Source organism: Nocardia sp. NPDC005366 (assembly GCF_040606855.1).
Classification (GTDB): Bacteria; Actinomycetota; Actinomycetes; order Mycobacteriales; family Mycobacteriaceae; genus Nocardia.
In genome coordinates this window covers 251,998-276,846 of sequence record NZ_JBEXFQ010000003.1, presented here as the reverse complement: position 1 = coordinate 276,846, position 24,849 = coordinate 251,998, and the positions used below count along the sequence as shown (strand labels likewise).

24 protein-coding genes are annotated in these 24,849 nt (G+C 66.4%); 21 read left to right on the top strand and 3 right to left on the bottom strand.

From position 1 onward, the window contains the following. Positions 1 to 17: 17 nt before the first annotated feature. The gene (locus ABZS43_RS05710) at positions 18 to 962 is read right to left on the bottom strand and encodes a hypothetical protein (RefSeq protein ID WP_355034629.1); all 945 of its coding nucleotides are present in this window, start codon (positions 960 to 962) and stop codon (positions 18 to 20) included. Between the two features lie 534 nt (positions 963 to 1,496). On the opposite strand from ABZS43_RS05710, the gene ftsH reads away from it, so the two are divergent. The 19 genes from ftsH to ABZS43_RS05615 all read left to right on the top strand — a co-directional run bounded on the left by ftsH (position 1,497) and on the right by ABZS43_RS05615 (position 20,755). Beyond that, on the top strand, positions 1,497 to 3,914 hold the full coding sequence (ftsH, locus tag ABZS43_RS05705) for an ATP-dependent zinc metalloprotease FtsH (protein ID WP_355034628.1): 2,418 nt from the start codon (positions 1,497 to 1,499) through the stop codon (positions 3,912 to 3,914). A gap of 197 nt (positions 3,915 to 4,111) precedes the next feature. Then, positions 4,112 to 4,699, top strand: a complete 588-nt coding sequence (gene folE / locus ABZS43_RS05700) for a GTP cyclohydrolase I FolE (protein ID WP_355034702.1) — start codon at positions 4,112 to 4,114, stop codon at positions 4,697 to 4,699. 99 nt (positions 4,700 to 4,798) lie between these two features. Next, positions 4,799 to 5,650 (top strand): dihydropteroate synthase, encoded by an 852-nt coding sequence (folP, locus tag ABZS43_RS05695; RefSeq protein WP_355034701.1) that lies wholly within the window; start codon positions 4,799 to 4,801, stop codon positions 5,648 to 5,650. After that, positions 5,647 to 6,072: a dihydroneopterin aldolase gene (gene folB / locus ABZS43_RS05690; protein WP_355034627.1), complete on the top strand. Its 426-nt coding sequence runs from the start codon at positions 5,647 to 5,649 to the stop codon at positions 6,070 to 6,072. The genes folP and folB overlap by 4 nt, the downstream gene beginning before the upstream one ends. Positions 6,073 to 6,109: 37 nt before the next feature. Continuing rightward, positions 6,110 to 6,658, top strand: a complete 549-nt coding sequence (gene folK, locus ABZS43_RS05685; RefSeq protein ID WP_355034626.1) for a 2-amino-4-hydroxy-6-hydroxymethyldihydropteridine diphosphokinase — start codon at positions 6,110 to 6,112, stop codon at positions 6,656 to 6,658. Then, positions 6,655 to 7,131, top strand: coding sequence for a DUF3180 domain-containing protein (locus ABZS43_RS05680; RefSeq protein WP_355034625.1), 477 nt, complete (start codon positions 6,655 to 6,657; stop codon positions 7,129 to 7,131). The genes folK and ABZS43_RS05680 overlap by 4 nt, the downstream gene beginning before the upstream one ends. Before the next feature lie 157 nt (positions 7,132 to 7,288). Next, entirely contained in the window at positions 7,289 to 8,503 is a 1,215-nt protein-coding gene (locus ABZS43_RS05675) for a DUF6779 domain-containing protein (RefSeq protein ID WP_355034624.1), read from the top strand. Between the two features lie 107 nt (positions 8,504 to 8,610). Then, on the top strand, positions 8,611 to 9,576 hold the full coding sequence (locus ABZS43_RS05670; protein WP_355034623.1) for a DUF2520 domain-containing protein: 966 nt from the start codon (positions 8,611 to 8,613) through the stop codon (positions 9,574 to 9,576). After that, positions 9,573 to 10,532 (top strand): pantoate--beta-alanine ligase, encoded by a 960-nt coding sequence (gene panC, locus ABZS43_RS05665; protein ID WP_355034622.1) that lies wholly within the window; start codon positions 9,573 to 9,575, stop codon positions 10,530 to 10,532. Before ABZS43_RS05670 ends, panC begins: the two co-directional genes overlap by 4 nt. 13 nt (positions 10,533 to 10,545) lie before the next feature. Then, positions 10,546 to 10,965: an aspartate 1-decarboxylase gene (gene panD, locus ABZS43_RS05660; protein WP_355034621.1), complete on the top strand. Its 420-nt coding sequence runs from the start codon at positions 10,546 to 10,548 to the stop codon at positions 10,963 to 10,965. Positions 10,966 to 10,996: 31 nt separating this feature from the next. After that, entirely contained in the window at positions 10,997 to 11,788 is a 792-nt protein-coding gene (locus ABZS43_RS05655; RefSeq protein ID WP_355034620.1) for a type III pantothenate kinase, read from the top strand. Between the two features lie 192 nt (positions 11,789 to 11,980). Beyond that, the gene (locus ABZS43_RS05650; RefSeq protein WP_355034619.1) at positions 11,981 to 12,577 is read left to right on the top strand and encodes a cysteine dioxygenase family protein; all 597 of its coding nucleotides are present in this window, start codon (positions 11,981 to 11,983) and stop codon (positions 12,575 to 12,577) included. A gap of 8 nt (positions 12,578 to 12,585) precedes the next feature. Continuing rightward, positions 12,586 to 13,008 carry a rhodanese-like domain-containing protein gene (locus ABZS43_RS05645; RefSeq protein WP_355034700.1) on the top strand — a complete coding sequence of 141 codons (423 nt, stop codon included), beginning with the start codon at positions 12,586 to 12,588 and terminating at the stop codon, positions 13,006 to 13,008. Between the two features lie 270 nt (positions 13,009 to 13,278). Further along, entirely contained in the window at positions 13,279 to 14,790 is a 1,512-nt protein-coding gene (gene lysS / locus ABZS43_RS05640) for a lysine--tRNA ligase (protein ID WP_355034618.1), read from the top strand. A gap of 115 nt (positions 14,791 to 14,905) precedes the next feature. Next, positions 14,906 to 15,265 (top strand): Lsr2 family protein, encoded by a 360-nt coding sequence (locus ABZS43_RS05635; protein ID WP_355034617.1) that lies wholly within the window; start codon positions 14,906 to 14,908, stop codon positions 15,263 to 15,265. 319 nt (positions 15,266 to 15,584) lie between these two features. After that, positions 15,585 to 16,145: an FHA domain-containing protein gene (locus tag ABZS43_RS05630; RefSeq protein WP_355034699.1), complete on the top strand. Its 561-nt coding sequence runs from the start codon at positions 15,585 to 15,587 to the stop codon at positions 16,143 to 16,145. Positions 16,146 to 16,290: 145 nt separating this feature from the next. Then, entirely contained in the window at positions 16,291 to 16,908 is a 618-nt protein-coding gene (locus ABZS43_RS05625; protein ID WP_355034616.1) for an anthrone oxygenase family protein, read from the top strand. Positions 16,909 to 17,278: 370 nt separating this feature from the next. Beyond that, positions 17,279 to 19,837 carry an ATP-dependent Clp protease ATP-binding subunit gene (locus tag ABZS43_RS05620; RefSeq protein WP_355034615.1) on the top strand — a complete coding sequence of 853 codons (2,559 nt, stop codon included), beginning with the start codon at positions 17,279 to 17,281 and terminating at the stop codon, positions 19,835 to 19,837. A gap of 264 nt (positions 19,838 to 20,101) precedes the next feature. Next, the gene (locus ABZS43_RS05615; RefSeq protein ID WP_355034614.1) at positions 20,102 to 20,755 is read left to right on the top strand and encodes a vWA domain-containing protein; all 654 of its coding nucleotides are present in this window, start codon (positions 20,102 to 20,104) and stop codon (positions 20,753 to 20,755) included. A 45-nt stretch (positions 20,756 to 20,800) separates the two neighbouring features. On the opposite strand, the gene ABZS43_RS05610 is transcribed toward ABZS43_RS05615, so the two are convergent. After that, positions 20,801 to 21,463 carry a response regulator transcription factor gene (locus tag ABZS43_RS05610; RefSeq protein ID WP_355034613.1) on the bottom strand — a complete coding sequence of 221 codons (663 nt, stop codon included), beginning with the start codon at positions 21,461 to 21,463 and terminating at the stop codon, positions 20,801 to 20,803. Positions 21,464 to 21,485: 22 nt separating this feature from the next. Continuing rightward, complete coding sequence (locus ABZS43_RS05605) at positions 21,486 to 22,808, bottom strand: histidine kinase (RefSeq protein WP_355034612.1); 1,323 nt, start codon at positions 22,806 to 22,808, stop codon at positions 21,486 to 21,488. 217 nt (positions 22,809 to 23,025) lie between these two features. Between ABZS43_RS05605 and ABZS43_RS05600 the strand changes: the two genes are divergently transcribed. Together ABZS43_RS05600 and ABZS43_RS05595 are read left to right on the top strand one after the other, a co-directional pair. Continuing rightward, positions 23,026 to 23,928, top strand: coding sequence for an ABC transporter ATP-binding protein (locus ABZS43_RS05600; protein ID WP_355034611.1), 903 nt, complete (start codon positions 23,026 to 23,028; stop codon positions 23,926 to 23,928). A gap of 8 nt (positions 23,929 to 23,936) precedes the next feature. Beyond that, positions 23,937 to 24,773, top strand: coding sequence for an ABC transporter permease (locus tag ABZS43_RS05595; protein ID WP_355034610.1), 837 nt, complete (start codon positions 23,937 to 23,939; stop codon positions 24,771 to 24,773). Positions 24,774 to 24,849 lie beyond the last annotated feature (76 nt).

Sequence of the window (24,849 nt, the reverse complement as noted above, 5' to 3'; positions counted from 1 at the left end):
ACCCGAACGGCTGGACCCTACCCGCCGTCGGGCAGTGATCGCAGGATGCCGCGGCCGTAACGCTGGAACTGGGTATCGTCGACCATGCCGAGGGAATGCCGTTCCACCAGCAACTCCCATTCCGAATACAGCTGTGCCACACCGGGATCAGGCGGTCCGGCGGCGCCGTCGGCGGAATCGCGGCGCACCGCGAAATTCACCGCGCAGGTCACCCGCTCGGTATCGGCGCGATCGGTGCCGGTGAAACGCAGTGTGAGATTCCCGTCGTGCACATCGATACCGGTTTCGCCGCGCGCGCCGATCTCGCCGGGCGCGGCGGGGCCGCCCTCGGTGGTGCGCGCCCACAGCACGGCGGGAATCGGCAGTTCGTGCGCGTAACGGTCGCCGGGACCGATGGAGACGAACAGCAGCCGTTCGGTGGTCGCGGCCAGCAGGCCCTGACCGGTGCCCGCGGGCGGATGCGCCACGGCGACCGCGGTCTCCAGCACGTATTCGTCGGGCGTGACATAGCGCTGCAGGGCGGCCACGGCGGATCTGGCCTCGCGCTTGGGCGTCATTCTGCGCACCGCGCGGTCGACGTCGGCGCGGGTCGGGCCGTTCTTGGCCCAGATCGGGGCCGGGGGATGCAGATCGGGGGCCGCCACGTCGAGGCGCTGGGTCGCCAGCACCTGATCGTTGATCCGGTCGACGATCTCCGTCGCTGCGGGGACGTCGTGTTCGGCGATCAGCACGGGAAGCGGGGTGCGGTCGGCGGGAACGCCGGTCAGTACGGGCGTGGGGTAGCGCAGGTAGATCTCGATGACGACCGCGTCGTCGGCCCTGCGGTTCAACCGGACCTTGAGCAGGTCGGTGACCGGCACGTCGAGCACACGCTCGCCGTCGCTACCCGGCCGCAGGACTATCAACCGTCCGCGACCGTGGCGCACTATCGCTGTGGGTGTCCGTAGCTCGACTATGTCCATACCCCCTGCGCTCTTGTCTGGTGTGCGGCGTACGCGGGCGACTCGTGGATGCGAATTCTGTCAGCCGAAATACCGCCGACTGATGCCGGTCGGCCGCCGAACGCTGTCTCGGTTCCGCTGATGCCCGCCGTGCCGGACGTCCTACCGGTAGGCACTCGGCCGGGCCTTCGTGGTGACGCTCCGCAACCTCCTTCGAGCCCGCTCTGCCTACTCCGCGATGTTGTGTCGTCGCTCACGATAGGCCGAACATGCCATGATTGTGACCACTCGGGGTAATCCGGAGCGGGGATCTCGGGAACCACCTTCGTTCCCCGGCCGTTTACCTGTCGAACTGCACCGACTGCCGAACTGCGCGATGTATCGAGTAGACCGTACGCGGTAACGTGGCTTGTCCGCATCCGAATCTCCCCCGTGCGCGGGTGGGTGAGGGTGTGATCCGACACCGCCACGGCGGGTTGCGACAACGACGCGCCCGACGTTCCGCTAGGCAGAACCGGAGACACCGGAAAGGACTGGCCACCCGGCCGACGCTCTATGAACCGCAAGACAGTGTTTCGCACTCTGGCCATAATCGCGGGCATCCTGCTCGTGGTATATGCGTTCAGCTATTTCGGTAACGACACGCGCGGCTGGAAGAGCGTCGATACGTCGGTGGCTTTGAGCCAGCTCGAGAACAAGGGCAACGTCAAGAACGTCCAGATCGATGACCGCGAACAGCAGTTGCGGATCGAGCTGAACGACGGCAACGACGCCACCGACGGTCAGAACAAGATCATCGCCAAATATCCCGGCGGTAGTGAGACCTCGTCGAAGATCTTCGACGCCGTACAGAAGTCCGGCGCGCCGTACGACACGGTGGTCAAACAGGAGAGCTGGCTCACCCAGATCCTGCTGTTCGTCCTGCCGATGGTCATCCTGCTCGGCCTGTTCGTCTTCGTGATGGCTCGCATGCAGGGCGGTGGTCGCGGCGGCATGATGGGCTTCGGCAAATCGAAGGCAAAGCAGCTGTCGAAGGATATGCCCAAAACCACCTTCTCCGATGTGGCCGGCGCGGACGAGGCCGTCGAAGAGCTGTACGAGATCAAGGACTTCCTCCAGAATCCGGTGCGCTACCAGGCGCTCGGCGCGAAGATTCCGAAGGGCGTGCTGCTCTACGGTCCGCCCGGAACCGGTAAGACGCTGCTCGCGCGGGCCGTCGCGGGCGAGGCGGGCGTGCCGTTCTTCACCATCTCCGGTTCGGACTTCGTCGAAATGTTCGTCGGTGTCGGCGCCTCCCGGGTGCGCGACCTGTTCGAGCAGGCGAAACAGCACAGCCCCTGCATCATCTTCGTCGACGAGATCGACGCGGTCGGCCGCCAGCGCGGCGCCGGCCTCGGCGGCGGGCACGACGAGCGCGAGCAGACGCTGAATCAGCTGCTGGTCGAGATGGACGGGTTCGGCGACCGCACCGGCATCATTCTGATCGCCGCGACCAACCGTCCCGACATCCTCGATCCCGCGCTGCTGCGTCCCGGCCGCTTCGACCGGCAGATTCCGGTCGGCAATCCGGATCTCGCGGGCCGCCGCGCCATCCTTCGCGTGCATTCGCAGGGGAAGCCGATTTCCCCCGACGCCGATCTCGACGGTCTCGCCAAACGCACGGTCGGCATGTCCGGCGCGGATCTGGCCAATGTCATCAACGAGGCCGCCCTGCTCACCGCCCGCGAGAACGGCGCGGTGATCACCGGCGACTCGCTGGAGGAATCGGTCGACCGGGTCATCGGCGGTCCGCGCCGTAAGAGCCGGATCATCAGCGAGCACGAGAAGAAGATCACCGCGTATCACGAGGGCGGCCACACCCTGGCGGCATGGGCGATGCCGGATATCGAACCCGTCTACAAGGTCACCATCCTGGCCCGCGGTCGCACCGGCGGCCATGCCATGACCGTGCCCGAGGACGACAAGGGGCTGATGACCCGCTCCGAGATGATCGCTCGCCTGGTGATGGCGATGGGCGGTCGCGCGGCCGAGGAACTGGTGTTCCGCGAGCCGACCACAGGCGCCTCCTCCGATATCGACCAGGCGACCAAGATCGCTCGCGCGATGGTGACCGAATACGGCATGAGTTCGCGCCTCGGCGCCGTCCGCTACGGCCAGGAGCAGGGCGACCCGTTCCTCGGCCGCTCGATGGGCGTGAGTTCGGATTACTCGCACGAGGTCGCGGGCGCCATCGACGAGGAGGTGCGCAACCTGATCGAAGCCGCGCACACCGAGGCGTGGGCCATCCTCAACGAATACCGCGATGTGCTCGACGTACTCGCCACGGCGCTGCTCGAGAAGGAGACGCTGCACCGCAAGGAGTTGGAGACGCTGCTCGCCGCGGTGCAGAAGCGGCCGCGGATCACCGCGTTCAACGATTTCGGTGACCGGGTTCCTTCGGATAAGCCGCCGGTGAAGACGCCGGGTGAGCTGGCCGCCGAGCGCGGCGAGCCGTGGCCGCCGGAGCAGGTGGTGCCGCTGCCCGCCGCCGCGTCCGCGCAGCGCGAGCCCGCGCCGGCCAACGGCTATCCGCCGGAGGGGTATCAGGCTCATCCGCAGTACGGCTATCCGGGACCGTCGACGGGCGGTCATCCCACCGGAGGTTATCCACTACCCCAGGCGCCGACCCAGTCCGTGCCCCGCCATGGTGGTCCGACCCACGGTTCGCGCCCGGATTACGGCGCCCCCGCGGGGTGGTCAGCACCGGGCTGGCCGCCGCGCGACGAATCGCAGCAGCCGTCGGGTCAGCAGGGCTACAGCGGTGGCAGGCAGGCTCAGGGTGAGCCGCAACATCCCGGCTATCAGCCGTGGGCCAATCCGCAACAGAGTCAGCCCGGCGCGGATCGTGGTTACGACCGCGGCGGTTACGACGAGCCCGCTCATCAGAATGACGGCGAGAACCGTGATTGGGATGGACCGAACGGTCGGAACTGATTTTCCGGTGGCCCTGTGTGGTCACCGGAAGTCGCCGATTACGCTCGACCATCGGGGTGCCGATTGATTGCCTGCACCCGGGATTTTGGAGGTGTCCTCGATTGTCGGCCAACCATGACATCATCGGTCAGAGGCTCAACGGCTCGGCCGAGGCCGAGCGAAGTGCGTCGGATTCGAGCCCGGCCACGCCGGAACTCATCGGAGTCGAGACCGGGCGGCAGTTCGACCAACCTCGGGCGGAAGCCGCCATCCGGGAACTCCTGATCGCGGTCGGCGAGAATCCCGACCGACCGGGACTGATCGATACCCCTTCCCGCGTCGCCCGCGCCTACCGGGAGATCTTCGCGGGTCTGTACACCGAACCGGACGCGGTCCTCAACACCACGTTCGACGAGGGGCATCAGGAATTGGTGCTGGTCCGCGATATTCCGCTGTACTCCACCTGTGAACACCATCTGGTGTCCTTCCACGGTGTCGCACACGTCGGCTATATCCCCGGCCCGCACGGACGGGTCACCGGTCTGTCCAAACTGGCCAGACTCGTCGACCTCTACGCCAAGCGTCCCCAGGTGCAGGAACGGCTGACCAGTCAGGTCGCCGACGCGGTCATGCGGAAATTGGATCCGCGCGGGACGATCGTCGTCGTGGAGGCCGAACATCTGTGCATGGCGATGCGCGGTATCCGCAAACCAGGTGCGAGCACCACCACCTCGGCCGTGCGAGGTCTGTTGCAGACCAATGCCGCCTCGCGCTCCGAGGCACTCGATCTCATTCTGCGAAAGTGAGGCAGGGGCGTTGTCCGAGCGCTCGGGAGTCACGATGGCGGTGAGCCGGTGACGCGAGTCGGGAGCGTCGCCCCGCGCGACGGGCGCGGCTGCGTGGTGATGGGCGTGGTGAACGTCACCAGTGACTCCTTCTCCGACGGCGGTCGGTATCTCGATACCGATCGGGCCGTCGCGCACGGCATCGCCCTCTACGAGATGGGCGCCGACATCATCGACGTCGGCGGCGAATCCACCAGGCCGGGAGCGATCCGCGTCGATCCGGAGGCCGAGGCGGCCAGGGTGACCCCGGTGATCCGCGCCCTGGTCGACGCCGGTGTGCCGACGAGTGTCGACACCATGCGCGCCCGGGTGGCCGAGGCCGCCATCGCGGCCGGGGTTTCTGTCGTGAACGACGTCTCGGGCGGCCGGGCCGATCCGGAGATGGTGAAGGTCGTCGCGGCGGCGGATATCCCATGGATTCTCATGCATTGGCGAGCCGGCGCCGACTACCGGCATATCGGCCCCGCCGATCACTACGACGATGTGGTCGGCGAGGTCCGCGCCGAACTGCACGCCCAGGTGGATATGGCCGTCTCCGCCGGGGTCGACCCGCGACGGCTGCTACTCGATCCCGGACTCGGCTTCGCCAAGAACGCCGAACACAATTGGGCGCTGCTCGGCGCGTTGCCGGAACTGGCGGCCGGTGGACTCCCGATTCTGATCGGCGCGTCACGTAAACGTTTTCTCGGCACGTTGCTGGCCGACGAGTCCGGCCCGCGCCCGCCCGACGGCAGGGAGACCGCCACCGCGACCATCTCGGCGCTGGCCGCCCTGCACGGCGCCTGGGGTGTGCGGGTCCACGATGTGCGCGCCTCGCTGGACGCACTCGCGGTGACCGATGCCTGGCGGGCCGCCGAGAGGCGACGGCCCGCCGCGTCGGTGAGCGCGCAGTCAGGGGGAGTCGCCGGATGACCGAATCGCCGACTCCCCGCTTCGACGGCCGTGATCGCGGCTTCGGTTCCGGGCACGACCGGATAGAACTGCGCGGATTGCGAGTGTTCGGACATCACGGCGTCTTCGAGCACGAACGCCGCGACGGCCAGGAGTTCGTCGTCGACCTCACCGTGTGGGTGGATTTCGCGCTGGCCGCCGCTTCCGACGATCTCGCCGCCACCGTCGACTACGGTGCTCTCGCGGAGCGGGCCGTGCGGATCGTGCGCGGCACACCGAGGAATCTGATCGAGACGGTGGTGTCGGAGATCGCCGACGACGCGATGACCGATCCGCGGATCCACGCCGTCGAGGTGGTCGTGCACAAACCTTCCGCGCCGATTCCGCATACTTTCGCCGATGTCCGAGTCGTGACCTCCCGGACCAGGGACGTCACCGGATGACCGCGATGATCGTGCCCGGTGCGTGCGAGGGGTGTTCGTGAGCCGGGCTGTTCTGTCGGTCGGTTCCAATATGGGGGATCGGCTGGGGCATCTACGCAGTGTCGTGACCGGTTTCGCGGACCGGGTGGTCGCGGTGTCCTCGGTGTACACGACGGCGCCGTGGGGCGGCGTCGATCAGGAAGACTATCTCAATGCCGTTGTGCTGGTGGATGATCCGGATTTCGAATGCCGTGACTGGCTGGCTGCGGGGCAACGGCTGGAACAGGCGGCCGATCGGGTGCGCGTCGTGCGCTGGGGCGCGCGGACCCTGGATGTGGACGTGGTCTGGTGCGGGTCGGGGCAGCGGGCGATCCACAGCGACGATCCGGTGCTGACGTTGCCGCATCCCCAGGCGCGTCATCGGGCTTTCGTCCTGATTCCGTGGCTGGAGGTCGAACCCGCCGCGACATTGCTGGTGGACGGCGTGGAGCACGCGGTGCGGGATCTGCTGGCCGGATTGGCGGTCACCGAGCGTGACGGCGTGCGCAGGACCGAATTCTCGCTGTCCGGGCCTGCCGGACCGGACGCGCTGGGGGGCATATCGTGAAACTCACGCCGACGCGCGTGCTCGACCTGGTGGCGGACTTCCTCGTCGCCGCGATCGCCGCGTGGATCGCGACCAGGGTCGCCTACAGTAGTTTTCCGCCGATCTCGGTTCTCGTCGGCGCCTCGCTGTATCCGGTGGCCGCGATCGAGGCGGCGCTCGCCTTCGTCATCCGGTCACGGGTCAGCGATAGCGAAATCGGTGACGGCCGACATCAATTGCATCCGATCACCGTGGCGAGGGCGGTGGCGCTGGCGAAGGCGTCGGTGCACGTGGGTTCGATCGCCGCCGGGGTCTGGCTCGGCTTCCTGTGCTGGGTGTTCCCGCAGCGCGGAACGCTGCGCGCGGCAGCCGCCGATTCGCCGGGGGCGATCGTCGGCATGCTGGCGGGAGCGGCCCTGGTGGCCGCGGCGTTGTGGCTCGAGTATTGCTGTCGGGCCCCCGATGACCCGACCGATGATGCGGCTACTACTTAGCAATCGTTCCGGGTGGAATCACAGGATCATTTTCTGGGCGTGCGGTCGCATCCGGGCTACCCTGGCGTTCATGGTTTCACCCTCCCGTAGCAGCACTTCCCGTCGACGACGGGACGAAGCGGGAAAATTGTTCGTCGGTACGTTGGTTCTTCTCGGTTTGGTTGCCAGCGTTTTCCTGGTCTTCAGCAATAGCCTGCAATTTGTTCGGATCGGGCTGGTCGCGGCACTCTGGGCGGCCGCGATCGGGGCGTTGGCTGCGACGAAATTCCGTAAAGAGTCCGCGGTCGACAAGGCCAAGGCGCGCGATCTGCAAACCGTCTACGAACTGCAGTTGGAGCGCGAAGTCACGGCGCGGCGCGAATATGAGCTCGGGGTCGAGGCTCGGGTGCGCCAGGAGGTCGGCGCGGACGCTTCCGAAATGGCCGCGCTGCGTATGGAGCTGACCGTGCTCCGGCAGAATTTGCAGCGACTGTTCGACGGCGAGCTACTCGTGGACCGGCCCGCTCTGCACGCCGACGCCACCAGGATCCAGGAATTGGAGCGCGGATCGGCCGATCCGGCGAACAATAGCTCCGCGAATGCCGATCGCTGGGGTCCGCATCTGCCCCATCCGCCGCGTAGTTCGGTGACGCCCGTTTTCGAACCACACCATCCCGAGGCCCCGCTCTTCGCCAGTCCTTTCGACGAGCCGGTCACCGCCGAGACCTCGATCGTTTCGGTCGAACCCGCCGGTAACCGAGAGTCGGTGGGGCTCGGGGATTCCGGCCACTACCGGGTTGGCTCCGACGACTACGACGACTCCGACGGCTACGGCAGCCAGGGCGACGCCCTCGGGTACGCGAACGCCCCCGGGTACGCGAACGCCGAGGGTTACGGCTATGCCGCCGGGTCGGGCAACGGCTACGACGGTTACCGGGAGGCCGACGAGTACGCGGGCTACGGCGACGCGGGCGCGGCCGGCTACGGCGACGCCGAGGGCTACGACTACGTCGATGACGGCTACGACTACGTCGACGATTACGACGAATCGGCGGCCTCGAGCAGCGAGCACACCGCCGACGCGCCTGCCGCGTCATCGCGGTGGTCCGACGCGTTCACCGAAGCCGATGTGCCGGCGGCCGAGCAACCCGAGGCCGAGCGACCGAAGACCGAGCAACCGAAGCCGGTTCAACCACGTCCCACGCAGACTCCGACCCCCGCGCCGTGGCCGCGAGTGGCCGCGCCGGCGGCCCCGGTGAAACAGGTCGGCACCGCGCGTCGCCGTCGCAGGGTGGACGAGGACGCCGAATCCGGCACGGCCCCTCGTCGGCTGTCGGTCGCCGAGATCATGGCCAACCTCCGGTCCGAGGAGAACGGCAACGGCGGCGGGTAGCGCAAATCACGCCGGGGGGGCATGGCGTGGGCAAATCCGGGGCCGATATCCTCGACACGTAACGTCCGGTACCCGCACAGCGGGACTGGAACGACATCGAGAGGACAATGTTGACCTCGAGAAGCGTTTCTTCCGATAACGCGCCCGAGAGTTCAGGATCGACCGATTTCGACCCGGCGCCCGCACGGCTGACGGTGGGAATCGTCTCGGCGGGACGCGTGGGCTCCGCTCTCGGCGCTGCGCTCGAACGCGCGGGACACGTGGTGTTCGGCGTCTCGGCGATTTCCGACGCGTCGGTTCGCAGGGCCAAGACCAGGCTGCCCGATTCGGAGATCCTTCCGGTCGAAGCGGTGGCCGCGCGCAGTGAATTGCTGCTGCTCGCGGTGCCCGACGCCGAATTGGCGGGATTGGTGCGCGGTCTGGCGAGCGCGGGCTTGGTGCGTCCCGGCACGATCGTGGCGCATACCTCCGGCGCCAACGGTGTAGCCGTGCTCGCCCCGCTCGCCGCGACGGGCGCCCTGCCGCTCGCGATCCACCCCGCCATGACCTTCACCGGGCACGACGAGGATCTCGCCCGGTTGGGCAATGCCTGCTTCGGCGTCACCGCCGCGGACGATATCGGCTACGCCATCGCGCAATCGCTCGTCATCGAGATGGGCGGCGAACCGGTCCGGGTGCAGGAGGCGAACCGCCCGCTGTACCACGCGGCGCTGGCGCACGGCAGCAATCATCTGGTGACGGTGATCGTCGACGCGGTCGCCGCCCTGCGCGAGGCGTTGTCGGGGGAGGGACTGCTGGGGCAGCAGGTGGTCGACGACCAGCCGAACGGGCTCGCCGAACGGCTGCTCGCCCCGCTGGCATCGGCCGCGCTCGACAATGCCCTTCGCCGCGGCAAGGCCGCGCTGACCGGCCCGGTGGCCCGCGGTGACGCGCAGGCCGTCGCCGCGCATCTAAAAGCGCTCGGCGCCGTCGACCCACGGGTGGCCGAGAGCTATCGCGCGCTCTCGTTGCGTACCGCCCAGTGGGCCGGAACCGATCCGGCCCTGATCGAGCTGCTGGAAGGACCGCGATGACGGATCGAAAGCCGTACCGACCGGGTGAGCTGACCGTGCACCACGACCCCGCCGAACTCGGCGCGGTCGCCAAGGCGCTGCGCGGGGTCGGGCGCACCATCGGCCTGGTGCCGACCATGGGCGCGCTGCACGAGGGCCATCTGGAGATCGTGCGTCGCGCCAAGCGGACCAATCAGGTGGTGATCGTCTCGATTTTCGTCAATCCGCTGCAATTCGGCGTGAACGAGGATCTCGACAAATACCCGCGCACCCTCGACGCCGATGTCGAACTGCTGAGGTCCGAGGGCGTGGACCTGGTCTTCGCGCCGAGTGTCGCCGACATGTACCCGGATGGCCCGCGTACCACCGTGCATCCTGGTCCGCTCGGCGCGGAACTCGAAGGCGCGAGCAGGCCGACGCATTTCGCGGGCATGCTGACCGTGGTCGCCAAACTGCTGCAGATCGCGCGCCCGACCGAGGCGTTCTTCGGCGAGAAGGACTACCAGCAGCTGACGTTGATCCGGCAGATGGTCCGCGACCTGAATTTCGATGTGAGAATCGTGCCGCTGCCCACCGTGCGCGAGGCCGACGGTCTGGCCCTGTCCTCGCGTAATCGGTACCTCGATCCCGCGCAGCGTGAATCGGCGCTCGCCCTGTCTGCCGCGCTGGCCGCGGGCAGGCACGCGGGCGGACTCGGTCCCGACGGCGTGCTGGCCGCCGCCCGCGCGGTACTCGACAACGCGCCCGGTATCGAGCTCGATTACCTCGAACTGCGTTCCGCGACCCTCGAACCGGTCCAGGCCACGGGCAATGCCAGGCTCCTGGTCGCCGCCAGGGTCGGCGCCACCCGGTTGATCGACAATGTGGCCGTCCCCCTCGGCGTCACGATCGACGGCCATCCGACAGTGTCGGATCCCCAAGTGTCCGAACCCCGGCAGGCCGGGGGCGGTTCCCAGCCCGCTCGGGCAGCTTTTTAGGAAGGCGACGAAGATGTTGCGCACCATGATGAAGTCCAAGATCCACCGGGCCACCGTGACCCACGCCGACCTGCACTATGTCGGCTCGGTCACCGTCGACCAGGATCTGCTCGACGCGGCAGACCTGCTCGAGGGCGAGCAGGTCTGCATCGTCGACATCGATAACGGCGCCCGCCTCGAAACCTATGTCATCGCCGGTGAGCGCGGTTCCGGGGTCATCGGAATCAACGGCGCCGCAGCGCATCTGGTGCATCCGGGCGATCTGGTCATCCTGATCGCCTACGGCATGATGAACGAGCAGGAGATCGCGGACTACGAGCCGAAGGTCGTTTTCGTCGACGAGCGCAACCGCCCGAAGGAACTCGGCGCTGATCCGGCGCACGCGCCCGAGGGGTCGGGCCTGACCTCGCCGCGTTCGCTGACCTTCGCCTGACGACGACCGCGACCACGGGATCGGTAGAGCAATGCTGCTGACCATCGATGTCCGCAATACCAGTATCGAACTCGGTCTGTTCTCCGGAAGCGGCGCGCACGCGAAACTGGTGCGGCACTGGCGGATGCATACCAATCCGCTGTTGACCGCCGACGAATTCGCGATGCAGGTGCGTGGGCTGGTCGGCAACGAGCTGGAACAGGTGGTCGGTGTCGCGGCGCTGTCGACCGTGCCGCCGGTGCTGCGTGAATTGCGCGTGATGCTGGACCGTTACTGGAATCACGTGACGCACGTGGTGGTGGAACCGGGGGTTCGTACCGGAATTCCGTTGCTGGTCGACAATCCCAAGGAGATCGGCGCCGATCGAATTGTGAATACCCTTGCCGCGCACCATCGTTTCGAAAAGCCGGCGATTGTCGTCGACTTCGGCACGGCGACCACCGTCGATCTGGTCTCGGCCAAGGGAGAATTTCTCGGCGGTGTTCTCGCTCCCGGCGTGGAAATCTCCAGCGAAGCCCTGATCGAACGGGCGGCGCTGCGCCGGGTGGAGTTGGCGAGACCCCGTTCGGTGGTCGGCAAGAATACGGTCGAGGCTATTCAATCCGGGGCGGTGTTCGGGTTCGCGGGCATGGTGGACGGACTCATCGATCGCATCCGCGACGAGTTCGACGCGTTCGCCGGTGATGATGTCGCGGTGGTCGCGACGGGTTTCAGCGCCCCGCTGATCGTCCCCGAATCCGAAACCATCGACCATCACGAACCACATCTCACCCTGACCGGACTTCGCCTGGTCTACGAGCGCAATCAGCAGCGCCGCAAATGACCGGATGGGGTGTAGGTCACCCTCGGGTGGGTGTTGCTCATCGAGCATTCGCTGCTATGCTCGCTCCCGTGTATTACGGCGTGAGCACCCAGGATCTGAACACCACGGAGTGTTGTCGAGGCTGATAGGGCCTCGACCGTTCGAGGCTGACTTCGTCCCTCGACCGTTGACACAAATCCTGGAGATTCGCTCATGCGTTCTTCCGTCCTTTCCCCTTCTTCCGGACGTGACAAGCATTCGACCTTCCCATCGGTCGATCGTGCCGTCGCCTCCGCGCTTCCCACCCGGTTGCGTCCGGCCGATCTGCTGCGCCTGACCGACGAGGGCGCCGAAGACGTATTGGCCGGCCGTTACGATCATCTGCTGCCCCACCAGGGCATCTGGCCGACGGAGGAGCGCTGGGCCACCCGGCTGCTCTCCGACGATGAGGTCGATCTCTGGCTGATCAGCTGGACGCCGGGCAAATCCACCGAATTGCACGATCACGCCGGTTCGCTCGGCGCGCTGACCGTTCTCAGCGGTGCGCTTTCGGAATTTCGCTGGAATGGCACGGAATTGCGCAGCCGCGCGCTGACCGCGGGCGATCAGGGATCTTTCCCCATCGGCTGGGTGCACGATGTCATGCGCGCGCCCGATGCCGTGGAATCCGCGGGTCCGCTCGATCCGACCCTGAGCGTGCACGCCTATTCGCCGCCGCTCACCGCCATGTCGTACTACGAGGTGACCGGTCACGGCACCTTGCGACGTACCAGAACTGTTCTCACCGACCAGCCCGAAGGTGATATCTGATGAGCCGCCTGACCATAGATCAGATGCTCGATAACGCGCGCGCCCGATTGAATCGGATCTATGCCTTCGAAATTCCGGAGGCGCTCGCCAGGGGGGCGATTCTGGTCGACATCCGGCCGCAGGCCCAGCGCGATCGTGAAGGCACCCTGCCCGGCGCCCTCGTGATCGAAAGGAATGTGCTGGAGTGGCGGCTCGACCCGACCAGTTCCGCACGGTTGGCCACGGCGACCGATCACGACGTGGAATGGATCATCCTGTGCTCGGAGGGTTATACCTCCAGCCTGGCGGCGGCGTCGCTGCAAGAACTCGGACTGCGCCGGGCGACCGATCTCGTCGGCGGATACCAGGCTTTGAAGGCCGCGGGTCTGCTGACCGTGGGAATCCGCGCCTCGCACTTCACCCGCGAGGTGGCCTCGCTGGCCTCGCTGTAATTCTGCGGGTCGATCCACCGTCGAAATTTTCAGCGACGCAATAGGTTTCGGACAGCGCCTGGCTATCGGCGGGTCCGCTGCCGGGTAAAGCTGTGCGCCGGTACCGGCGGAAATCCGGGGCCCGCTGGCAACCGCACGGCACTGCACGGGCGGCTCGCAAAACGATTTCCGGTGCCCGCTAGGGTAGTTGGTTGTGAGTGAGCGTAGCGAGCGATCCAGAGGCGCAGCAGCATTGCTCGCGACCGAGCCGAGCGTCAGCGAGGCGCGGTCGTGAGCACCCCGCAACACCCTTCGTCCGACGACGTTCCCGAGCAGATCCGCATTCGGCGGGACAAGCGGGAACGTTTGCTCGACGCGGGCACCGAGGCCTACCCCGTCGTGGTGCCGCGCACACACACTCTCGCCGAAATTCGGGCCGCCTATCCGGACTTGGTCGCGGATACGAACACCGGTTTACAGGTCGGCGTCGCGGGCCGCGTCATTTTCATGCGGAATACCGGGAAGCTGTGTTTCGCGACGCTGCAGGAGGGCGACGGCACCAAGTTGCAGGCGATGATCAGCCTCAACGGTGTCGGCGCCGACGCGCTCGCGGCGTGGAAGTCCGATGTCGATCTCGGCGACTTCGTATTCGTCCACGGTGAGGTCATCGCGTCGCGAACCGGAGAATTGAGCGTCATGGCCGATTCCTGGTCGATGTCGGCCAAGGCCCTGCGACCGCTGCCGGTGGCGCACAAGGAGATGAACGAGGAATCGCGGGTCAGGCAGCGCTATGTCGATCTGATCGTGCGGCCGGAGGCCAGGGAAATGGCCAGGACCAGGGTCGGCGTGGTTCGCGCTCTCCGTGCCTCGCTGGAGCGTCGAGGTTTTCTCGAGGTCGAGACCCCGATGCTGCAGACACTGCACGGCGGTGCGGCGGCCAGGCCCTTCGTCACCCATTCCAATGCCCTGGATATGGATCTCTTCCTTCGTATCGCGCCCGAGCTGTTCCTGAAACGGTGCGTGGTCGGCGGTCTGGAGAAGGTCTTCGAGATCAACAGGAACTTCCGGAACGAAGGCGCCGACTCCACGCATTCGCCGGAGTTCGCGATGCTCGAAACGTATGAGGCATACGGCACCTACGACGACTCGGCTCGGATGATCCGAGAATTGGTTCAGGAAGTAGCGCAGGAAGCGTTCGGCACCCAGGTGGTAACACTTGCCGACGGCACCGAATATGATCTTCGCGGCGAGTGGACGACCGTCGAGATGTACCCGTCGCTCTCCGATGCGCTGGGTGTCGCGGTAACGCCGGAAACTACGGTCGAAGAATTGCGTGCACTCGCCGATCGGGTCGGACTGGAAATTCCCGAAGGTAAGGGCTACGGCCACGGCAAACTGGTCGAGGAACTCTGGGAGCATCAGTACGGCGACAAGTTGTACGCCCCGACTTTCGTGCGAGACTTCCCGGTGGAGACTTCTCCGCTCACCAGACAGCATCGGAGCAAGCCCGGAGTTACCGAAAAGTGGGATCTCTATGTTCGCGGCTTCGAGTTGGCAACCGGCTATTCGGAGTTGGTGGATCCGGTGATCCAGCGGGAGCGGTTCCTCGATCAGGCTCGGCTTGCCGCCGCCGGTGACGACGAGGCTATGGTGTTGGACGAAGACTTCCTCGCCGCGATGGAGCACGGCATGCCGCCGACAACCGGAACGGGTATGGGAATCGATCGGTTGTTGATGGCGCTGACAGGTTTGGGAATCCGAGAAACGATACTGTTCCCAATTGTGCGTCCGGTCACTCGCTGAGTGCTGGATTGCATAGCCGAAGTCTCGTCTTGGAATTTTTAGAATTCGAGGTATTCTTGCCTCGGGTAATCGGCCTAGTATGCGGGTCGCACGATTTCGAGAGGACGTTCATCTCATGGCAAAGAAGGTCACCGTTAGCCTGATCGACGATGTCGACGGTGAGTCCATCGCGGACGAGACCATCGAGTTCGCGATCGATGGTGTTTCGTACGAGATCGACCTGTCGTCGGCCAATGCTTCGAAGCTTCGTGACGAGTTGGAGCAGTGGGTTTCCAGCGCGCGTCGGGTCAGCGGTCGCCGCCGCGTCAAAGCCGCGGCCGGTGCCGCGGCAAGTCCGAAGACCCGGGTCTCGATCGATCGGGAACAAAGTGCCGCAATTCGCGAGTGGGCACGCCGGAATGGGCACAAGGTATCCGCGCGGGGTCGTATCTCCGCCGACATCACCGACGCTTACAACAAGGCCGCTAAGGGCTGACTCGAATTCGGGCTGCCGCCCCCGGTCGAATCGTGCGACGCCGGGGCGGCAGCTTCGTTTGTGACGGGGCTCGGATATGACCGGTGTCGGCGCGGGAGGCGGTGTGAACGCCGGTGCGCCATAGTGGGAAGGTCGGGTGAATCGAGGTGGTCGGTCGACGGCGCGGCCCGATCTTGCTCGTAGTACCCCGAGGCGGCACCATGAGAAGTGTGCGAAGAGTGTCACTGGCGGTATGGAGAGATGAGGTATCGGTGCAGTGACAGGATTCGTCGGATCATTGTTGCGATTCACCGATGACGCCGGCCGTCAGCAGGAGGTCATGCTGACCCCGGACCGGCAGCGGATCACCATCGGGCGTTCCCCCCAGGCCGACGTGACCCTGAGCTGGGATGCCGAGGTTTCCCGTCTGCACGCGGCGGTCGAATATCTCGGCGCGCACTGGACCATCGTCGACGACGGGTTGTCCCGCAATGGAACGTTCGTCAACGGTGAGCGTCTGGTCGGTAGGCATCGGCTGATGGCAGGTGACCGAATTCGGGTCGGCACCTCGTTGGTTTCCTTCCACGATTTCGGCAGCGTGCCCGAGGACGCCACCCGCACCGCCACCGGCTCCATCCCCACGCTGCGCTCGCTCACCGAAACGCAGCGTTCGGTGCTGATCGCGCTGTGCAGGCCGTACAAGAATGGCGCCAGTTTCGCGACTCCCGCCTCGAACCAGCAGATCGCCGAGGAATTGTTCCTCAGCGTCGACGCGATCAAGACCCATCTGCGCGCGCTGTTCGCCAAGTTCGGTGTGGAGAGTCTGCCGCAGAATCAGAAACGAGTACGGCTGGCCTTTCTCGCCATGCAGAGCGGCATCATCTCCGACCGCGACCTGTGATCGGCGCGCCCGGTCGGGTGCCGTGGACGATCGCTTAGGCAGCCGAGCTTCTCGGCCATGGATGAGCTCGCCCGGAAACGGTTGACTCGGTTGTATCGAGCCGGACCGGTGATCGGGACGGGTTTTCCGAGGCAGGAGAAAGAATATGTTCGCGCTCCGAATCGCCGCCCTGGTGGCGGCCACGCTGGCGACCGGTCTGATCGCGGGGGTTTTCTACGCGTACGCGATATCGGTGATGCCCGCGCTCGGTCGCGCCGACGACCGGACGATCATCGACGTGATGCAGAAGATCAACGTGGTGATCATCAATCCGTGGTTCCTGATCGGATTCGTCGGCACGCTGGTATTCGGCATCGCCGCGGCGGCACTGCACCTCGGCGCGGATCATCGCGCGACATTGATCTGGATCGGGATCGCGTTGGCGCTCAACGTGATCGCCTTCGCGGTCACGGGGGCTCTCAATGTCCCGTTGAACGATCAACTCGCCTCGGCCGGTGATGTCGCGGCGCTCGCGGACCCGGCCGCGGTGCGTGCCGATTTCGAATCCGCCTGGATCCGTTGGAATATCGTCCGCGCGGTACTGCACACGCTGGCGTTGCTTGTGCTGTGCGGCGCGTTGTTCACGGCGGGTGCGCAGCACGGCAGGGCAGCTGCGTCCTCTGGGCCCTCTGTGTCCTCTCGGCCCTCTGTGTCCTCCGTGTCCGGCGCGGGGACCCCGTTCGCGGATGTCCGACCGGCGGTGGCGACGGAGCGGAGCTACTGATCGCCCGGAATTCCCGGGGAACCGGCTCGTCCGAGCCGGGCGTTCGCCACACTGTGGAATCGGTGTGGCGAGCGCGGCGTTAATGAAGGATGATGCGGGTAAGCGGCCGATGCGGGGTCGGGAGGCGGTTGTTCGCTGTAGGCAAAACCTGCACGGAAACGAATCCCGCAGCGCTCACGTTGTGAGTGAATGACCGTGCTGTCACCGGCCACCAATAGGGTGGACTGGAGGCGGCCCGAACCCCTGCCAACTAGAGTGGAGGCGGGGACCGCAACCCCCGGGCTTCATGGCAGGCTGACGACCACAGGTTGGACAACGGCACTGAAGCGTCGGACGCCAGTGAAGGCTTGAGCAGGAGAGTGAGGGAGCGATGTTCGAGAGGTTCACCGACCGCGCGAGGCGTGTCGTTGTCCTGGCCCAAGAAGAGGCCCGGATGCTCAACCACAACTACATCGGCACCGAGCACATCCTGCTTGGGTTGATCCACGAGGGCGAGGGCGTCGCGGCGAAGTCGCTGGAATCCCTCGGAATTTCGTTGGAGGGTGTGCGCAGCCAGGTGGAGGAGATCATCGGCCAGGGTCAGCAGGCCCCGTCCGGTCATATTCCGTTCACCCCGCGTGCGAAGAAGGTGCTGGAGCTGAGCCTGCGCGAGGCGCTGCAGCTCGGCCACAACTACATCGGCACCGAGCACATCCTGCTCGGGCTGATCCGCGAGGGCGAGGGCGTCGCGGCCCAGGTGCTGGTCAAACTGGGCGCCGACCTCAACCGGGTGCGTCAGCAGGTCATCCAGCTGCTGTCCGGGTACCAGGGCAAGGAGCCGGTGGAATCCGGTTCCCGCGGTGAGACGGGCACACCGTCCACCTCGCTTGTCCTCGACCAGTTCGGCAGAAACCTGACCCAGGCCGCGCTCGAGGGCAAACTCGACCCGGTCATCGGCCGCTCGAAGGAGATCGAGCGGGTCATGCAGGTGTTGAGCCGCCGCACCAAGAACAACCCGGTGCTGATCGGCGAGCCCGGTGTCGGCAAGACCGCCGTGGTCGAGGGTCTCGCGCAGGCCATCGTCAACGGCGAGGTCCCCGAGACGCTCAAGGACAAGCAGCTCTACACCCTCGACCTGGGTTCCCTGGTCGCGGGCAGCCGCTACCGCGGTGATTTCGAGGAGCGCCTGAAGAAGGTGCTCAAGGAGATCAACACCCGCGGCGACATCATCCTGTTCATCGACGAACTGCACACGCTGGTCGGTGCGGGCGCGGCCGAGGGCGCGATCGACGCGGCCTCGATCCTCAAGCCCAAGCTGGCTCGCGGCGAGTTGCAGACCATCGGCGCCACCACCCTCGACGAGTACCGCAAGTACATCGAGAAGGACGCCGCCCTGGAGCGCCGGTTCCAGCCGGTCCAGGTGGGCGAGCCGACCGTCGAGCACACCATCAACATTCTCAAGGGTCTGCGTGACCGCTACGAGGCGCACCACCGGGTCTCCATCACCGACGGGGCGCTCGTGGCCGCCGCGACGCTGGCCGACCGCTACATCAACGACCGGTTCCTCCCGGACAAGGCGATCGACCTGATCGACGAGGCGGGCGCGCGCATGCGCATCCGTCGCATGACCGCTCCGCCGGACCTGCGCGAATTCGACGACAAGATCGCCGACGCGCGCCGGGAGAAGGAAAGCGCCATCGACGCGCAGGACTTCGAGAAGGCCGCGCGGCTGCGCGACAAGGAGAAGCAGCTCGTCGCCAAGCGCGCCGAGCGCGAGAAGCAGTGGCGTTCCGGTGATCTGGACGTCGTGGCCGAGGTCGACGACGAGCAGATCGCGGAGGTGCTGGCCAACTGGACCGGTATCCCCGTCTTCAAGCTCACCGAGGAGGAGACCACCCGTCTGCTCCGTATGGAGGACGAGCTGCACAAGCGGATCATCGGCCAGGAGGATGCCGTCAAGGCCGTCTCCAAGGCGATCCGCCGCACTCGCGCCGGCCTGAAGGATCCGAAGCGTCCGTCCGGTTCGTTCATCTTCGCCGGCCCGTCCGGTGTCGGTAAGACCGAGCTGTCCAAGGCGCTGGCGAACTTCCTCTTCGGCGATGACGACGCGCTCATCCAGATCGACATGGGCGAGTTCCACGACCGCTTCACCGCTTCGCGCCTGTTCGGTGCCCCTCCCGGGTACGTGGGCTACGAAGAGGGCGGCCAGCTCACCGAGAAGGTGCGCCGCAAGCCGTTCTCGGTCGTGCTGTTCGACGAGATCGAGAAGGCCCACCAGGAGATCTACAACACCCTGTTGCAGGTTCTCGAGGACGGTCGTCTCACCGACGGCCAGGGCCGGACCGTGGACTTCAAGAACACGGTGCTGATCTTCACCTCGAACCTCGGCACCTCGGATATCTCGAAGGCCGTTGGACTGGGCTTCACGCAGTCCAACAACGAGGGCTCGAACTACGAGCGGATGAAGCTCAAGGTCAACGACGAGCTGAAGAAGCACTTCCGGCCCGAGTTCCTCAACCGCATCGACGACGTCATCGTCTTCCACCAGCTCACGACCGATCAGATCGTGCAGATGGTCGACCTGATGATCGGCCGCGTCGAGAAGCAGCTGAAGAACAAGGACATGTCGATGGAGCTGTCCGAACAGGGCAAGGCTCTGCTGGCCAAGCGCGGATTCGATCCCGTACTCGGCGCCCGGCCGCTGCGTCGCACCATCCAGCGCGAGATCGAGGATCAGCTCTCGGAGAAGATCCTCTTCGGCGAGATCGGCCCCGGCCAGACCGTCTATGTCGATGTCGAGGGCTGGGACGGCGAAGGCTCCGGCGAGGATGCCAAGTTCACCTTCGTCGGCAAGGCGAAGCTGACCAAGCCCCCCGCCACCGAGGACAAGCCGGAAGTCGTGCTGACCGGCGCGACCGAAGGCCCGACCGAGGCCGCCGCGGGCGAGTAGTCGATACGGAAAGGCCCACCCCAATGGCACGCGCCGGGGGTGGGCCTTTCTCGTCTCCGCGTCCGCTCGGGTTTGTCCGCCCTGTCACTGTCGGTCGCACATCGTCGCGGCCCCGTGCCGTTCGGCCGCGGTGTCGATGAAGAAATGGTGTAGCCGCCGATAGATGTCCGGCACGTAGTCCAGCGCAAAGCGGTCCGCCAGGCGATATGCGGCGCGGCGTACCGTGGACTGCGGTCGGATATCTCACCTAACGGGGGTTGGACGATGACGAATACCGAACTGACTTTGCTCGCCGTATTGCTGGATCGCTCGGGATCGATGCAATCCATCAAATCGGATACCGACGGCGGCTTCGACGCCTATATCGAAGAACAGCGCACGCTGCCGGGAACCATCGAGGTGACGTTGGCGCAATTCGATACCGAGTACGAATGCGTCTACGCCAATCTGCCGATCGCGCAGGTGCCCCCGCTGAACCTGCGTCCACGCGGCGGTACGGCCCTGTACGACGCGGTGGGCAAACTGGTCACCGAGATCGGCGCGGATCTGGCGGCCCGGCCGGAGGAACAGCGGCCGGGCACGGTCATCGTGATCGTGCTGACCGACGGGCACGAGAATTCGAGCAGGGAATGGACGCACGAGGCGGTGCGGTCATTGATCACCCAGCAGCAAGAGGTCTACTCCTGGGATTTCCTTTTCCTCGGCGCGAATATGGACGCGGTGCAGATCGGTTCGCAGATGGGATTCGACCCGCGCCGGTCCATCACCTACACCGCCGCGCCCGCGGGCGTAGCGGGGGCGTTCCGCGCGAGCGCGGCCTACTCGGCACGTCGCCGGACGGCCCCGGCGGCAGCGTGGGGCAGCGGTTTCTCCGACGCGGAGCGGGCCGACGCGCAACCGGGCCAGGAACAGGTGTAGCCACATGGTCGGACCGTCCGTGCGCGCGATCGACCGCGAACGGCACTACTGCCAGCCGGGGCGTACGAGTCCGGATTCGTAGGCGAGCACCACCAGTTGGGTGCGGTCGCGGGCGCCGAGTTTCGTCAGAATCCGGCTGACGTGCGTGCGCGCGGTGGCCGGACTCAGGAAAAGGCGTTCGCCGATCTCCGCGTTGGTCAGGCCCTCGGCGACCAGCGTCATCACTTCGCGTTCCCGATCGGTGAGTTCGGTCAGGGCGGCGGGCGGCGGCTGTTTGGCATGGGCCGAGAATTCGGCGATCAGGCGGCGGGTGACGCCGGGGGACAGCAGTGCCTCGCCCTCGGCGACCACCCGGACCGCGCGCACGAGATCCGCGGGTTCGGTGTGTTTGACCAGGAAACCGGTCGCCCCGCAACGCATCGCCTCGAAAACGTATTCGTCCAATTCGAAGGTGGTCAGCACAACCACGCGGACCCCCGACAGACGTGGATCCTCGGCGATCAGCTTCGTGGCGGCCAAACCGTCGAGAACCGGCATCCGGATATCCATCAGCACCACATCGGGATCGAGGCTGCGCGTCATCCGGACGGCCTGCTCGCCGTTGTCCGCCTCGCCGACCACCTCGATACCATCCTGCGCGTCGAGCAGCGCGACGAATCCGCCGCGCACCAGCGCCTGATCGTCGGCCACGAGCACCCGAATGCTCATCGCGATTCCCGTCCCGTGGCCATCACGCCTCCCGCGCCGTCGAATCGTCCGGTGCGGGCGTGGACCCGCCGCGGCCGTTCTGCTCCGTCGTCGCCCTGACCCGCACGGGCAGGCGGGCCGCGACCCGGAAGCCGCCGCTCGGTCTCGGGCCAGCCGTGAGTTGACCGCCGAGTGCGTGCGCCCGCTCCCGCATTCCGATGATGCCGTTGCGCCCGCCCGTTGCCGACTTCGATTGTGGCGCGGTGGGTCTGGTGTTGTCGATGGTCAGGTCCACCGATTCGGGCGTGTAGCGCACGGTGACGATGGCGTTGGCGCCCGGCGCGTGCCTGACCACATTGGTGAGCGATTCCTGGATGATGCGGGCCGCGGCCACATCGAGCACACTCGGCAATTTCTCGGGGGTACCGATGACGCGGGTATCGACGTGCACACCGGCCGCGCGGGTGCGCTGCAGCAGTCCGTCGAGATCGTCGATGGTCGGTGTCGGCGCTCGGGGGGCCGGGGCGGGCTTCGATTCGGCCGCCGCGGCCCGGTCGCCGTTGCGGGTGCGCTCGTCCGTGTCGCGTCGTACGCCGAAAAGGTTGCGGGACAGCGTCGTCGAGTGACGGTGCGACTGGGACGATGCCGCGGGGGAGTCCTCCTCCGTCGTGGCGGAGACGGTTCCGGTGCGAATGGTCTGCAGCAGGACGTGTACTTCGGCGAGCGCCTCCTTGCTCGCGGTCTTGATCGCGGCCAGCGCGGTCGCCGCTTGCTGGGGCTTCTTGTCGAACAGTTCAAGGGCCACCGAGGACTGGACATTGATCAGCGAAAGACTGTGTGCCAGAACATCGTGCAGCTCTCGCGCGATGGCGAGCCGCTCCTCGCCCGCCCGGCGCTCTCGTTGCGCCTCCTCATCGCGGCGTGTCGCTTCGGCGCGCTGTGCACGCGCTTGCAGCACCGCCCTGCGCTGCCGGATGCCTTCGGCCGCCGCGACCAGGACGATGAGCCAGGCCATGATGCCGAACTGCTGCCAGGTATCGGTGGGACGTCCGAGCAGACGCGGCAGCGGCCAGACCATCAACAGATATCCCACCGGCACCAACGGGTAAGTCCACCAGCGTGATCCGATGATCGCGGCGGTGAGGAAGGCGATGACGAGGGAGACGAAGATCGGGCCGTATCCGTAGTCGAGCGCCAGGTAGATCCCGGCAGCCGCCAGCGCGATCAGCAGGACCGCGAGCGGCTGACGCCTGCGGAATATCAGCGCTACCGGCCCGGCGAGTAGCAGGATGTAACCGAACCAATCCAGCGCATGGACGTCGTGCTGCCCCAGATTCGCCGCGCGGCCCCCCACCACCTGCACCACCGCGACTGCGAATGCGAGGCCACAGTCCCACACGACCGAGCCACGATTGGGTATGCCTGGCGCTCTCACCCCTGTGAGACTAGTCCGCCTCGCCGGATCTCCCGCCGGTCGTCGGGACATGAGCGCCGCGGCGTCGGGCGGTATAAGCCGCGCCGCGTACCGCGAACGCCGCCGCGCGACGGATGTGCCCGCGCCGCCGCTGGCGGATTCTCGGTACATGACAGATTCCATTGTGGTCACCGAGGGGCTGACCAAGCGATACGGCGACAATGCCGCGGTCGACGGCGTCGCCATGAATGTCGCACCGGGCGAGATCTACGGTTTCCTCGGCCCGAACGGGGCGGGAAAAACCACGACACTGCGCATGCTCGTCGGCCTGATCCGGCCCACCTCGGGTACCGCGACAGTCCTCGGGCGCGCGCCGGGTGATCCGGCGGCGCTGCGGCGTATCGGGGTGCTCATCGAGGGACCGGGATTCTACCCCTACCTCTGCGGGCGCGACAACCTGCGGGTGCTGGCGAGGTATCGCGGGCAGACCGCCGCGCAGGTCGACGCCGCGCTGGATCGCGTCGGTCTCGCCGGTCGCGCCGACGACGCGTTCCGCACCTACTCCCTGGGAATGAAACAGCGACTCGGGGTGGGTGCGGCTCTACTCGGCGACCCCGACCTGCTGATTCTGGACGAACCGACGAACGGTCTCGACCCGGCGGGCATGGCCGAGATGCGCGAACTGATCACCGGCCTCGCCGCCGACGGACATACCGTCCTGCTCTCCAGCCACATGCTCAGCGAGGTGCAGCAGATCTGCGATCGGGTCGGCGTCATCTCCGGCGGCACTCTGCTGACCGAATCCACGGTGGCGCAATTACGCGGCGCGGCCTCGCTGTCGTTGCGGGCCGAACCACTCGAGGTGGCCTTTCGCGCGGTCCGGCAGGTGATCGGGGCACGCGGCGTCCTGCTCACCTCGGGCGGTATCCGGGTCGAGGCGGGGGCGCGGTCCGCGCCGGAGGTAGCGCGGGCGGTGGTCGCCGCGGGGGCCGACCTGCTGGAACTGCGGGTCGACGAAAAGTCGCTGGAGGAAGTGTTCTTCGAAATGACCGGGCTGGAGGCAGTGCGATGAGGGATCTGATGGCAAGTGTGCGTGCGGAATCGCTGCGGCTGCGTCGATGGCCCGCCTTCTGGATCATTCTCGGAACGTGGATTCTGTTGAACCTCACGTTCTCCTATCTGTTCAACTACCTCGCCTACACCTCGGGCGAAACGAGTTCGATGGCCAGAAATATGCCGAAAGAGACACTGCTGCAACAGATGTTGCCCGCCGCGGTGCCGGAAGTCTTCACCCAGGGCATGGCGATGTTCGGCGGTGCGCTGATGCTGATTCTCGGCGCCCTCGTGATCGGAAGCGGATACGGCTGGGGTACATGGAAAACGACACTGACACAGGGGCCGTCGCGGATCGCCGCGAGCGGCGGCGCGGTGGTCGCCCTCGCGGTGGTGGTCGTCGCGCTGGTCTGCACGGCCTTCGTCGCGGATCTCGGGGTCGCCTCGCTGATCGCGGCCGGGCAGTCGCAGTCGCTCCTGCTGCCGGGGATCGCGCGGTCGATCGACGGAATCGTCACGGGCATAGCCATACTCGGCATGTGGACGATGGCAGGCGCCCTCATCGGCGCGATCGCTCGCGGCCCCGCGCTCGCCGTTGGTCTCGGATTGGTCTGGGTGCTCGTCGTGGAGAATCTGCTGCGCGGCGTCGCAGGTATCTGGAGTCCGATCGCGGCGGTGACCGACCATCTGCCCGGCACGGCGGCCGGTTCGCTCGCGGGCGCCATGCGGACGGTGCGGGGTCCGGCGACGCCGGGGGTGCTCGAGATCCTCTCGCGCGAGGAATCGCTGATCGCGCTCGGGGTCTACGCCTGCGTATTCGCGGCGGGGACGCTGTGGCTGATCCGGCGCCGGGATCTGATCTGAGTCACAGGCGGTATCGGATCGGTGCGGGTTACCCGTCCTGAGTAGCGAATTCCAGGTTCGGCGGGGCGGCACGGGT

Coding starts and splice junctions, on each gene's coding strand:
- ABZS43_RS05625 (WP_355034616.1), top strand. CDS start 16,291: ATGTTCGCGCTCCGAATCGCCGCCCTGGTGGCGGCCACGCTGGCGACC.
- ABZS43_RS05630 (WP_355034699.1), top strand. CDS start 15,585: ATGCTGACCCCGGACCGGCAGCGGATCACCATCGGGCGTTCCCCCCAG.
- ABZS43_RS05670 (WP_355034623.1), top strand. CDS start 8,611: ATGTTGACCTCGAGAAGCGTTTCTTCCGATAACGCGCCCGAGAGTTCA.
- ABZS43_RS05655 (WP_355034620.1), top strand. CDS start 10,997: ATGCTGCTGACCATCGATGTCCGCAATACCAGTATCGAACTCGGTCTG.
- panC (WP_355034622.1), top strand. CDS start 9,573: ATGACGGATCGAAAGCCGTACCGACCGGGTGAGCTGACCGTGCACCAC.
- ABZS43_RS05710 (WP_355034629.1), bottom strand. CDS start 962: ATGGACATAGTCGAGCTACGGACACCCACAGCGATAGTGCGCCACGGT.
- ABZS43_RS05600 (WP_355034611.1), top strand. CDS start 23,026: ATGACAGATTCCATTGTGGTCACCGAGGGGCTGACCAAGCGATACGGC.
- ABZS43_RS05610 (WP_355034613.1), bottom strand. CDS start 21,463: ATGAGCATTCGGGTGCTCGTGGCCGACGATCAGGCGCTGGTGCGCGGC.
- ABZS43_RS05620 (WP_355034615.1), top strand. CDS start 17,279: ATGTTCGAGAGGTTCACCGACCGCGCGAGGCGTGTCGTTGTCCTGGCC.
- folB (WP_355034627.1), top strand. CDS start 5,647: ATGACCGAATCGCCGACTCCCCGCTTCGACGGCCGTGATCGCGGCTTC.
- ABZS43_RS05595 (WP_355034610.1), top strand. CDS start 23,937: ATGGCAAGTGTGCGTGCGGAATCGCTGCGGCTGCGTCGATGGCCCGCC.
- ABZS43_RS05650 (WP_355034619.1), top strand. CDS start 11,981: ATGCGTTCTTCCGTCCTTTCCCCTTCTTCCGGACGTGACAAGCATTCG.
- ftsH (WP_355034628.1), top strand. CDS start 1,497: ATGAACCGCAAGACAGTGTTTCGCACTCTGGCCATAATCGCGGGCATC.
- ABZS43_RS05615 (WP_355034614.1), top strand. CDS start 20,102: ATGACGAATACCGAACTGACTTTGCTCGCCGTATTGCTGGATCGCTCG.
- panD (WP_355034621.1), top strand. CDS start 10,546: ATGTTGCGCACCATGATGAAGTCCAAGATCCACCGGGCCACCGTGACC.
- ABZS43_RS05635 (WP_355034617.1), top strand. CDS start 14,906: ATGGCAAAGAAGGTCACCGTTAGCCTGATCGACGATGTCGACGGTGAG.
- folP (WP_355034701.1), top strand. CDS start 4,799: ATGGGCGTGGTGAACGTCACCAGTGACTCCTTCTCCGACGGCGGTCGG.